At 63.5% G+C, this 11,410-nt stretch carries 12 protein-coding genes; 10 read left to right on the forward strand and 2 right to left on the reverse strand.

Annotated elements, in window-relative coordinates; translation table 11 throughout:
- Positions 1-55: 55 nt before the first annotated feature.
- The 10 genes from ACIPOO_RS19015 (at position 56) to ACIPOO_RS19060 (ending at position 7,193) form a co-directional block, all read left to right on the forward strand.
- Complete coding sequence (locus ACIPOO_RS19015; RefSeq protein ID WP_274135986.1) at positions 56-727, forward strand: riboflavin synthase; 672 nt, start codon at positions 56-58, stop codon at positions 725-727.
- Between the two features lie 16 nt (positions 728-743).
- Positions 744-1,835, forward strand: a complete 1,092-nt coding sequence (ribBA, locus tag ACIPOO_RS19020) for a bifunctional 3,4-dihydroxy-2-butanone-4-phosphate synthase/GTP cyclohydrolase II (RefSeq protein WP_400608992.1) — start codon at positions 744-746, stop codon at positions 1,833-1,835.
- Positions 1,836-1,970: 135 nt separating this feature from the next.
- A complete protein-coding gene (gene ribE / locus ACIPOO_RS19025) occupies positions 1,971-2,447 on the forward strand; it encodes a 6,7-dimethyl-8-ribityllumazine synthase (protein WP_074756916.1) in 477 nt (158 codons plus the stop codon).
- A complete protein-coding gene (nusB, locus tag ACIPOO_RS19030) occupies positions 2,444-2,944 on the forward strand; it encodes a transcription antitermination factor NusB (protein ID WP_400608994.1) in 501 nt (166 codons plus the stop codon). Before ribE ends, nusB begins: the two co-directional genes overlap by 4 nt.
- Before the next feature lie 39 nt (positions 2,945-2,983).
- Positions 2,984-3,949 carry a thiamine-phosphate kinase gene (gene thiL / locus ACIPOO_RS19035; RefSeq protein WP_400609221.1) on the forward strand — a complete coding sequence of 322 codons (966 nt, stop codon included), beginning with the start codon at positions 2,984-2,986 and terminating at the stop codon, positions 3,947-3,949.
- Positions 3,946-4,455, forward strand: coding sequence for a phosphatidylglycerophosphatase A (locus tag ACIPOO_RS19040; RefSeq protein WP_108239527.1), 510 nt, complete (start codon positions 3,946-3,948; stop codon positions 4,453-4,455). Before thiL ends, ACIPOO_RS19040 begins: the two co-directional genes overlap by 4 nt.
- Positions 4,456-4,465: 10 nt before the next feature.
- Complete coding sequence (locus ACIPOO_RS19045) at positions 4,466-5,257, forward strand: substrate-binding periplasmic protein (protein WP_400608997.1); 792 nt, start codon at positions 4,466-4,468, stop codon at positions 5,255-5,257.
- A gap of 111 nt (positions 5,258-5,368) precedes the next feature.
- The gene (ribA, locus tag ACIPOO_RS19050; protein WP_274135997.1) at positions 5,369-5,986 is read left to right on the forward strand and encodes a GTP cyclohydrolase II; all 618 of its coding nucleotides are present in this window, start codon (positions 5,369-5,371) and stop codon (positions 5,984-5,986) included.
- Positions 5,983-6,408, forward strand: a complete 426-nt coding sequence (locus ACIPOO_RS19055) for an MFS transporter (protein ID WP_400608999.1) — start codon at positions 5,983-5,985, stop codon at positions 6,406-6,408. Before ribA ends, ACIPOO_RS19055 begins: the two co-directional genes overlap by 4 nt.
- Positions 6,408-7,193 carry a cobalamin-binding protein gene (locus tag ACIPOO_RS19060; RefSeq protein WP_400609001.1) on the forward strand — a complete coding sequence of 262 codons (786 nt, stop codon included), beginning with the start codon at positions 6,408-6,410 and terminating at the stop codon, positions 7,191-7,193. Before ACIPOO_RS19055 ends, ACIPOO_RS19060 begins: the two co-directional genes overlap by 1 nt.
- 108 nt (positions 7,194-7,301) lie before the next feature.
- Here the strand turns inward: ACIPOO_RS19060 and ACIPOO_RS19065 are convergent, their stop codons facing one another.
- Together ACIPOO_RS19065 and dxs are read right to left on the reverse strand one after the other, a co-directional pair.
- Positions 7,302-9,185 (reverse strand): TonB-dependent receptor domain-containing protein, encoded by a 1,884-nt coding sequence (locus tag ACIPOO_RS19065; RefSeq protein ID WP_400609003.1) that lies wholly within the window; start codon positions 9,183-9,185, stop codon positions 7,302-7,304.
- Positions 9,186-9,299: 114 nt separating this feature from the next.
- Entirely contained in the window at positions 9,300-11,192 is a 1,893-nt protein-coding gene (gene dxs, locus ACIPOO_RS19070; protein ID WP_400609005.1) for a 1-deoxy-D-xylulose-5-phosphate synthase, read from the reverse strand.
- Positions 11,193-11,410: the final 218 nt, after the last annotated feature.

Consider the following 11,410-nt stretch of genomic DNA (forward strand, 5'->3'; position numbering starts at 1 on the left):
GAAGTATAATTCCGGCTTTCGCTTAATGCGCAGGCCCCGTTCTCCTGGAGGACCCATGTTTACCGGCATCATCGAATCCATCGGCAGCATCCGCGCCATCACTCCCAAAGGCGGCGATGTCCGCGTTTATGTAGAGACCGGCAAACTCGACCTCTCCGACGTCAAGCTCGGCGACAGCATCGCAGTCAACGGCGTGTGCCTGACCGCCGTGGAACTGCCGGGCGACGGTTTCTGGGCTGATGTCAGCCGCGAAACCCTCGACGTGACCGCGTTCGTCGATCTGAAGACCGGCAGCCGCGTGAACCTTGAAAAGGCCCTGACCCCGACCACCCGTCTGGGCGGCCACCTGGTCAGCGGCCACGTCGACGGCGTCGGCGAGGTGCTGTCCCGCGAGGAAAACGCCCGCGCGATCCAGTTCCGCATGCGCGCCCCTCGTGAGCTGGCCAAGTACATCTCGCACAAGGGTTCGATCACCGTCGACGGCACCAGCCTGACCGTGAACGCGGTCAATGGCGCCGAGTTCGAACTGACCATCGTCCCGCACACGCTGGCCGAAACCATCATGGGCGACTACCGCCCGGGCCGTAAGATCAACCTTGAGGTGGATCTGCTGGCGCGTTACCTGGAGCGCCTGCTGCTCGGTGACAAGGCCGCCGACCCGACGCCAGCCCAGGGCGGCAACATCACTGAAAGCTTTCTGGCCGCCAACGGCTACCTCAAATCCTGAATGAAGGGGGTGCCGCGTGGCGCTCAATAGCATCGAAGAACTGGTTGAAGACATTCGCCAAGGCAAGATGGTCATCCTGATGGATGACGAAGATCGCGAAAACGAAGGCGATCTGATCATGGCCTCCGAGTGCGTCAAGCCCGAGCACATCAACTTCATGGCGCGTTACGCCCGTGGCCTGATCTGCATGCCCATGACCCGTGAGCGCTGCGAAGCCCTGAAGCTGCCGCTGATGGCGCCGCGCAACGGTTCGGGCTTCGGCACCAAGTTCACCGTTTCCATCGAGGCCGCCGAAGGCGTGACCACCGGCATTTCCGCCGCCGACCGCGCCCGCACCGTGCAGGCTGCCGCCGCCAAGGACGCCAGGGCCGAAGACATCGTCAGCCCCGGCCACATCTTCCCGCTGATGGCCCAGGCCGGCGGCACGCTGTCCCGCGCTGGCCACACCGAAGCTGCGTGCGACCTGGCGCGCATGGCCGGTTTCGAGCCGACCGGCGTGATCTGCGAAGTGATGAACGACGACGGCACCATGTCCCGCCGCGCCGAACTGGAAGTCTTCGCCGCCGAGCACAACATCAAGATCGGCACCATCGCCGACCTGATTCACTACCGCATGATTCACGAACGTACCGTTCAGCGGATTGCCGAGCAGCCGCTGGACACCGAACAGGGCCAGTTCAACCTGGTGACCTACCGTGATTCGGTCGAAGGCGACGTTCACCTGGCCCTGACCCTGGGCAAGGTCTGTGCGGAAGAACCGACCCTGGTTCGCGTGCACAACATGGACCCGCTGCGTGACCTGCTGATGGTCAAACAGCCCGGCCGCTGGAGCCTGCGGGCTGCAATGGCGGCGGTTGCCGAGGCAGGCAGCGGCGTGGTGCTGCTGCTCGGGCACCCGCTCGACGGCGAAGCGGTGCTGGCCCATGTGCGGGAAACTGCAGGTGCGGCGCCGGTCAAGACACCGACCACCTACAGCACTGTCGGTGCGGGTTCGCAGATCCTTCGCGACCTGGGCGTTCGCAAAATGCGCCTGATGAGTTCGCCAATGAAGTTCAACGCGATATCCGGTTTTGATCTGGAAGTTGTAGAATACGTGCCCTCCGAATAAAGACCGGCAGGTCACCGGCCGTGAAAACCTCAGGATTTCACGGCTTTTGTCCCTGCGGTCGCCGATTCGTGGCCTAAAATCCCTGAAAGCGCGCGCCTGATGCGCGCTTGCTCTTTAATTATGAGACTCAGCCGAATGACCCTGAAGACCATCGAAGGTACCTTCATCGCCCCACAAGGTCGCTACGCCCTGGTGGTTGGCCGCTTCAACAGCTTCGTCGTCGAAAGCCTGGTGAGCGGTGCCGTTGATGCCCTGGTTCGCCATGGCGTGAGCGAAAGCGACATCACCATCATCCGTGCCCCGGGCGCGTTCGAAATTCCGCTGGTGGTGCAGAAAGTCGCCCAGCGCAGCGAATTCTCCGCGATCATCGCCCTGGGCGCCGTGATCCGTGGCGGCACTCCGCACTTCGAATACGTGGCTGGCGAATGCACCAAGGGCCTGGCCCAGGTGTCCATGGAGTTCGGCGTACCGGTCGCCTTTGGCGTGCTGACCGTCGATTCCATCGAACAAGCCATCGAACGTTCCGGCACCAAGGCCGGTAACAAAGGCGCTGAAGCTGCCCTGTCCGCCATCGAGATGGTCAGCCTGTTGGCGCAGTTGGAGGCCAAGTGATTAACGACGAAAGCGATCGCTTCAACCCACGCGATCCGCGCCCTGCGGACGCCGGCAAGCCATCGAAAAGTGAAAAGCGCCGTGCTGCACGTCAGTTGGCGACCCAGGCCCTGTATCAACTGCACATGGCCAGGCAATCGCTGAACGAAATCGAAGCGCAGTTTCGCGTCGATAACGATTTCACCGACGTCGATGGCGCGTATTTCCGTGAAATTCTTCACGGTGTACCGACCAGGAAAGACCAGATCGACACCGCGCTGGCGCCGTGCCTGGACCTGACCATCGACGAGCTGGACCCGGTTGAACTGGCCGTTCTGCGCCTGTCCACCTGGGAACTGATGGAACGCATCGACGTGCCGTACCGCGTGGTCATCAACGAAGGCATCGAGCTTGCGAAGGTCTACGGTTCCACCGACGGCCACAAGTTCGTCAACGGCGTGCTCGACAAGCTGGCTCCGCGTCTGCGCGAAGTCGAAGTCAAGGCCAACAAGCGCTGAGGCGTCTGGATCTCTCCAGAACCTTGAGTGTTTGATGCCATGGGCGAGTTCGAGCTGATCCGCAATTACTTCGCCGCTGCGCCCTGCGCGCAGCCGGGCGAAGGTGTTGCATTGGGAATTGGCGACGACTGCGCCCTGTTGTCGGTGCCGCCGGGCGAACAGCTGGCGGTGTCCACCGACACGCTGGTGGCGGGGGTGCATTTCCCCGACGGCTGCGATCCTTTCCTGCTGGGCCAGCGTGCCCTGGGCGTCTCTGCCAGCGATCTGGCGGCCATGGGCGCCAAACCCCTCGCATTCACCCTTGCCCTGACCCTGCCGGACGTTTCTGCTGCCTGGCTTTCAGCGTTCGCCCGCGGTTTGAACGAGATGGCCCAGGCTTGCTCGATGCGGCTGATCGGCGGCGACACCACGCGCGGGCCTCTGAGCCTGACCGTGACGGTGTTCGGCTCGGTGCCCAAAGGCCTGGCGCTGACCCGCGGTGGCGCGCGGCCGGGGGACCTGCTGTGCGTCGGCGGGCCCTTGGGCGACGGCGCCGGGGCACTGCCGCTGGTGTTGAACCAGCGCACGACACAGGCGTCTACCGCAGAGGCGCTGCTGGCGCGCTACTGGTCCCCCCAGCCGCAGCTTGAACTGGGCATGGCGCTGCGTGGCAAGGCCAGCGCGGCGCTGGACATCTCCGACGGACTGCTCGCCGATTGCGGGCATATCGCATTGGCATCGGGCGTACGCTTGCTGGTAGAGCGGGACAAAGTGCCGATGTCTGACGCGCTGCTGGCATTTTTCGGCGCAGACCAGGCGCTGAATGCTGCGCTCAGTGGCGGCGATGACTACAGACTCGCGTTCACGCTCCCGGCATCATGCCTGCCTGACCTGCTCGCCGCTGGCTGGCCGGTCCACGTGATCGGCCGGGTGGTCGAAGGGCAGGGCGTCACACTGATCGACGAGCATGGGCAGGACGTCACTCCGTTGACTCGGGGTTATCAACATTTTCGGGAGACACGGTGACAGATCATCCTAACCAGGTCCCGGCGGAAAACGTTCCGCCGTCGGTATGGACCAACCCCTGGCATTTCCTGGCCTTCGGCTTCGGCTCCGGCACCTTGCCCAAGGCGCCCGGCACCTGGGGCTCGATGGTTGCAGTGCCATTCATTCCGCTGTGGCAGATGCTGCCGGACTGGGGCTACTGGCTGATGCTGGGCATCACCATGCTGTTCGGCTTCTGGCTGTGCGGCAAGGTGGCGGACGATCTGCGGGTGCACGATCACGAAGGCATCGTCTGGGACGAGATGGTCGGCATGTGGATCACCCTGTGGCTGGTGCCCGAAGGCTGGGTCTGGCTGCTGGTGGGCTTTCTGGTGTTCCGCTTCTTCGACATTCTCAAACCTTGGCCCATCCATTGGGTCGACAAGCATGTTCACGGCGGCGTCGGCATCATGCTCGACGATGTACTGGCCGGGGTTTTTGCGTGGTTGGCGATGCAGGGTCTAGTCTGGGTGTGGGGCGTCATATAGGAAACGGCTCATGGGGCGCGTGGGTGTGAAGTGGCTGGCTGGCCTTTCGGCGTTGGTGGCGGGTTGCTGGATGGTTGCCGGGCTGGTATCGGCCCAGGCTTCGTCCGACAAGCCCAAGGACATCGTGCTGGTCAGCGAGCAGTGGAATGCCTACACCGAGGCGGACGGCACCGGGCTGGGCTGGGACCTGATGCGCGAGGTGTTCGAGCCCGCCGGGATCAAGGTCGCCTCGCGCATCGAACCCTACACCCGCGCCGTTGGCCTGGTGCAGCGGGGCGAGGCGGATGCCTGGGTCGGTGCCTACGAGAATGAAGTCGAAGGCACGCTGTATCCGAAGTGGCACTACGACACTGACGAAATCTACGCCCTGGGCCTGGCGTCCAATCCGGCGCCGACCCTGGCTTCGCTGGGCAGTTATCGCCTGGCCTGGGTGCGGGGCTATGAATTCCAGCACTACCTGCCCAATGTCCAGCACTTCAACGAAGTGGCCCGGCGGGACCATATCCTTTCGATGCTCGATCATGGCCGCGCAGACCTGTACATCGACGCCAGGCCCGAGGTGGACTTCATCCTCGGGCAGACGAAGGAACCGCAGCGTTTTCGCACGACATACCTTACGGCCATTCCGCTGTTCCTGAGCTTTGCAGACAACGAGCGGGGCCGTGCGCTGCGTGACATCTTCGATGAACGGATGGCCAGGCTGGTGCAATCCGGCAAGCTGCGGCCGATCTTTGCGAAATGGAAACAGCCTTATCCATTCGATGCCGACGAAGTCCGCGTCAAGGCGAAGGTCAAGCAATGATCGAACATGTTGATCTGAATGGCCGACAATTCAGCCTAAGCGCCTGTCGAAGCCTGCTGTTACAATGCGGCCTTGCTAATTTCCAGTCCTCATACTGATCAGGAGCACACGGTGCCCGTCGTATTTGTCGCGGCTTCCAAGCTGCCTACCCCTTTTGCCACTTTCAAAATGAACGGCTTCCTCGAAGAGGAAACCGGTCGCGAACACGTCGTTCTCAGCCTGGGTGATGTATCGGATGGCGCTCCAGTCCTGGGGCGCGTGCATTCCGAATGCCTGACAGGCGATGCCTTGTTCAGCCAGCGTTGCGACTGCGGCTCGCAACTTGAAGCCGCCTTGCGCGCCATTGCCGCCGAAGGTCGCGGCGTTCTGTTGTATCTGCGCCAGGAAGGGCGCGGTATCGGTCTGATGAACAAGATCCGTGCCTATGAATTGCAGGACGGCGGTGCCGACACCGTCGAAGCGAACGAACGCCTGGGCTTCGCCGCCGATCAGCGCGACTACGCCATCTGCCTGCCGATGCTCGAGCATCTGGGCGTGAAGTCCCTGCGCCTGATGACCAACAACCCGCGCAAGGTCAAAGCCTTGACCGACATGGGCATCAACGTTGCCGAGCGCGTTCCGCTGCACACCGGCCACAACCCGCACAACAAGCTGTACCTGGCCACCAAGGCCGGCAAGCTCGGCCATATGATGGGCAACGAGCATCAGAGCGAGGTCGATCCCGCGTGACACGGGGCAATGTGCGCCGTCGTCTGGCGCTGGCGTGGTGGCGGCAACTGGCGCTGACGCTGGCGCCGTTGCTGGTGGTGTGCCTGTTCCTGAGCAGCGATGAAGGGCCGGTCAGCCCGTCGGTGTTCGCCATGCCGCTGTTCATCGCAGGCGTGGCCTCGATGTTCCTCAGCATCAAGCCGTTTGGTGTCTACAAGCGCGCCTTGATCAGAACCCAGAAAGCCCTCGACACCCCGGACGAGCCAGCCGCCTGGCTGCGGCTGGCGGCGGATCGACGCATGGCGTTCCTGTTTGCCGGGTTGCCTGCGTGGATCGCCGCGCTGGCGGTGTTCGCGGACCTTGAGGCCGTTCCCCTGGCCCTCCTGGCGCTGTCCAGCGTCATTCTGCTTTCCCTGTACCGCATTCCTCGCCTGTTGGCCTGATGCGCCGCGTTCTTGGCTGTCTGCTGCTGGTGACTGCCTGGCAGGTCAACGCCGCCGAGCGCGTGGTCAGCCTCGCGCCTTCTCTGACGGAAATCGTGATCGAACTGGGCGCTGCCGATCGGTTGGTCGGCGTGCTCGATGGTGGCGAACGCCCCGCCCAGGTTGCGGGTGTGCCTTCGGTGGGGCGTTACGGCCAGTTGAACATGGAACAGTTGCTCGCCCTGCGCCCCGATTTGTTGCTGCTGTGGCCGGGCAGTGTCAGTGCGGCCCAGCGCGACCAGTTGCAGCGCCTGAACATCCCCACCTTTACCGCCGAGCCGCATACGCTGGATCAACTGGCCGAGCAGATCGGGCGGATCGGCGAGCGCCTTGGCAGGGCCGAGCAGGGGCAGCAGGTGGCAGGAGATTTTCGTCAACGGCTTGCTGATCTGAGAACACGCTATCGACGGCAGACGCCGACCAGTGTGTTCTATCAGGTGTGGGATCAGCCGTTGTACACCGTGGGCGGCGGGCAGATCATCAGCGATGCGCTGAAGGTGTGCGGGGCGCGCAACCTGTTTTCCGACCTCGCCCAGCCCGCGCCGCAGGTCAGTCTGGAAGCGGTGCTGCAGCGTAATCCCGAAGTGGTGGTGGCCGGCTCGGCGTCCCAGCTGGATATCTGGAAAGCCTGGCCGTCGCTCAAGGCCCGGCTGCTGGTGGTACCGGATAAAGGCATTGAGCGGCCAAGCGGGCAGATGCTGGGGGCGGTGGCGAAGTTGTGTGAAACCCTCTCTCCCGAGCGCTGAACGAACGATTGTAGGAGCGCGCTTGCCCGCGATTGCGGTGGGTCAGACACATCAGATGGCACAGGGATACCGCCGTCGCGGGCAAGCGCGCTCCTACAGGGGGGGAGCCTACAACTCCGGCGTCCAGGTCACCCCAAACATCCACGTCCGCCCCTCTTCGCGGTACCCGTAGTTGCTGCCATCGAAACTGTACAGCGCGCGGCTGTAACGCTGGTCCAAGGCGTTATCCAGCTTGAACTCCAGCCTCAGCTCGTCGCTGGCCTTCCAGCTGCTGCGCAGGCCAAACAGCCCATAGCCGCCGATGTGCTGGGTGTTGGCCTCGTCGTTGTAGCTGTCGCTCACCGCCTGCCAGCTGGCGCCGACGCCGAGGCGGTCGAACTGGCGGTCCAGGTCCAGGTTCACGGTCCGGCGTGCACGGCGATTCAGCGTGTGGCCGGTGTCGCGGTCGCGCGGGTCGATGATCGAGGCGCCGAGTTTGCCGGTCCAGCCGAACAGTTGCTGTTCCAGCGATGCTTCAAAACCGTTGATCCGCGCGGAGCCGATGTTCTGCGGGCTGAAATCGGCATCCAGCGCAATGGCGTCTTCAAGGTCGGTTCGGTACAGCGACGCCTCCAGTTTGCTGGTTTCGCTCAAACGGCTGCGCCATTGCACCTCGTAGCTTTTCGAGTGCTCGGGTTTGAGATTCGGGTTGCTGAAGCCTGGGTAATACAGATCGTTGAATGTCGGCGCACGGAAGCCTTCACTGTAGGAAAGCAGCACGTCGTTGGCGTCGTCGAGGGGGACGGTCAGCGTGCCGCTCCAGGTGTTCTGGCTGCCGAACTGCTGGTTCTGATCGTGGCGCAGGCCCAGTTCCGTCGAGAAGCCATCACCCTTGTAGCGATGCTGAACGAAGGCTGCGCGGTTCCAGCGGCTGTCTTCGTCGAAGGTTGTGCTGCTGTTGACCCGGTCTTCGTACCCGTCCGCGCCGAGCATCAGGCTGTTGCGGTCGTCCAGCGTCAGGTCGTTCTGCCAGTTCACCGAGTCACGGTAGGTGTTGAACACGTAGCGGTCGTCACTGAGCTTGTCGGCGGTCTTTTCGCGGTTCTCGCTGTGGCCCAGTTCCAGGCGGGTTTTCCAGCGCTCGTTGATTCGCGCGTCCAGGTAGGTGCCCAGGCTGCTCAGCTCGAAGTCGCTGTATTGCTGCTGGCCGACGGTGTTGAACGTGACCGGGTCGAACAGGCCAAACGGGTTGTCGAGTTCGGTCTTGCCCTTGTTGTCGAGCGCGTTGAAGCCGATTTCCACGTCATCGCTCAACCAGTGGCTCAGGTTCAGGCTGTACGACTTGTTTCGATAGGCGTCGTGATCGGCGTCGCTGGCGAAGGACGGACCGGTTCGGTCGATGCCATCGGTTTGTTCCAGGCTGGTGCTCAGGTTGAAATGGGTCCGGGCGTCGCCCCCCGACAGGCCAAGGCTGTTCTGTGTGGTGCCGCGATTGCCGAAACCGGTGTGCAGCCGGGCTTGCAGGCCCTGTTCGGCGCCTCGGCGGGTGAAGATCTGGATCACCCCGCCGATGGCGTCCGCACCGTAAACGACTGAGCGCGAACCGCGCAGCACTTCGACGCGCTCCACCTGATCGACGTTGAGGTATTGCAGGGCGCTGTCGGCCGAGGTGGCGTTGGCGATCCGCTGGCCGTCGACCAACACCAGGCTCTGGGCGGCCTTGGTCCCGCGGATATAGATTCCCGGCAGGCTGCCGCGCCCGCCACTTGGCGCCACCTGCACGCCAGGCACGCGGTTGAGCAGGTCGGTGACGCTGGTGGGTTGCAGGCGTTCGATGTCTGCTCGGATGAAAACGGTGTTGGCGGCGGTGCTGGCGTCCCGTTGCTCGACCTGGCGGTTGGCGCTGATCAGGACGTCAGGCAGCTTCAGGGCGTTTTCGCGGTCGGGCAGGTCGGCGAAGGCTTGGGCGGACGGCAGCAGGGATAGAGCGAGGGCAAGGCGGGAGAAGGTCATAGGGTCAGCAAGACTGTAGGAGCGCGCTTGCCCGCGACGGCAAAATGTCTGTGGCATTCATGTCAACTGACGGAATGCAATCGCGGGCAAGCGCGCTCCTACAAGGGTACAACTTCAGATTCGGGCCAGGCGCGCGTTGATCGACGCTTCAATCCCGTCCGCATCCAGCCCGCACTCGGCCAGCATCTGCGCAGGTTTGGCGTGTTCGACGTAGACATCCGGCAAGCCCAGGTGCAGCACGGACTTGAGAATGTTCTCCCGCGCCAGGAACTCGCTGACCGCCGCGCCCGCGCCACCCATGATGGCGTTTTCTTCGATGGTCACCAGCAGGTCGTGGCCGGCGGCCATTTCGCGGACCAGTGCTTCGTCCAGTGGCTTGACGAAACGCATGTCGACCACAGTAGCGTCGATCTTCTCGGCCACCTTCAGCGCATCGGCCAATTGCACGCCGAACACCAGCATCGCAACCTTGCTGCCCTGGCGACGAACGATGCCCTTGCCGATTTCCAGCGGCTCAAGGCTGCTGTCGATCACAGCGTTCGGGCCGGTGCCGCGCGGGTAACGCACAGCAGCAGGGCCGTTGAACAGGTGACCGGTGCTGAGCATCTTGCGCAGTTCGTTCTCGTCGCTCGGCGTCATCACCAGCATGCCGGGGATGCAACGCAGGTACGACAGGTCGAAGCTGCCGGCGTGAGTCGGGCCGTCTTCGCCCACCAGGCCTGCGCGGTCGATGGCGAACAGCACGTCGAGGTTCTGCACCGCGACGTCATGGATCAATTGGTCGTAGCCGCGCTGCAGGAAGGTCGAGTAGATCGCGACCACCGGCTTGCTGCCTTCGCAGGCCATGCCGGCGGCCAGCGTGACCGCGTGCTGCTCGGCAATGGCGACGTCGAAGTAACGGTCCGGGAAGCGTTCGCTGAACGCGACCAGATCCGAGCCTTCTTTCATCGCCGGGGTGATACCCACCAACCGTTCGTCGGCTTGTGCCATGTCGCACAGCCACTGGCCGAACACGCCGGAATATTTCGGGCCGCTGGCCTTTTTCGGCGCGGCGGCGGGCGCGTTGAGCGGGTCGAGCTTGGTGATGGCGTGGTAGCCGATCGGATCGACCTCCGCCGGCGCGAAGCCCTTGCCCTTCTTGGTCACCACGTGCAGGAACTGCGGGCCCTTGAGGTCACGCATGTTGCGCAGGGTGGCGATCAGGGTTGGCAGGTCGTGGCCGTCGATGGGGCCGATGTAGTTCCAGCCCAGCTCTTCGAACAGGGTACCGGGGACCAGCATGCCCTTGGCGTATTCTTCGGTACGACGGGCGATTTCCCACGCGCCCGGCAGACGCGACAGCACTTTCTTGCTGCCTTCGCGCATGCTGGCGTAGGTGCGGCTGGAAAGAATCTTCGCCAGATAATTCGACAGCCCGCCGACGTTACGCGAGATCGACATGTCGTTGTCGTTGAGGATCACCAGCATGTCGGCATTGACTTCAGGGGCGTGGTTCAACGCCTCGAACGCCATGCCGGCAGTCAGCGCGCCGTCACCGATCACGGCGATGGCCTTGCGGTCCTTGCCCTGCAGGCGATTGGCGATGGCCATGCCCAGGGCGGCGCTGATCGAGGTGCTGGAGTGGCCGACGCCAAAGGTGTCGTACTCGCTCTCGCTGCGGCGCGGAAACGCTGCCACGCCGCCTTTCTGCCGCAGGGTCGCCATCTGCTCGCGGCGGCCCGTGAGGATCTTGTGCGGATACGCCTGATGGCCGACGTCCCAGACCAGCCGGTCATCGGGGGTGTCGAAGACGTAGTGCAGGGCAACGGTCAGTTCGATGACGCCAAGGCCGGCACCGAAATGTCCGCCGGTCTGGCCAACGGTATAGAGCAGCTCCAGGCGCAGTTCGTCAGCCAGGGCTTCGAGCTCGGCTTCACCTAACCGGCGCAGGCCGTCCGGCGTCGCTGCCTTGTCGAGCAGTGGCGTGGACGGGCGCTCGCGGGGAATCTCTTTGAACGTCGTGGGCATCAGGCGAATCGTTATAAGTAAAAGACGCGGCAGTTTACCTGATGCATCGCAAGCTGCCCACGCGAGACAGCAATACGATGTTCAGGCTGGTCAGGTTTGACCTTGTAGGAGCGCGCTTGCCCGCGATTGCGTGGAGTCAGGCGGCACATGTGTGACAGGCCCAACGCCATCGCGGGCAAGCGCGCTCCTACAGATAGAGTCCGGGGGCGCAGCTCAGT

This window comes from Pseudomonas sp. NPDC090201 (assembly GCF_044746825.1).
Classification (GTDB): Bacteria; Pseudomonadota; Gammaproteobacteria; order Pseudomonadales; family Pseudomonadaceae; genus Aquipseudomonas; species Aquipseudomonas putida_AD.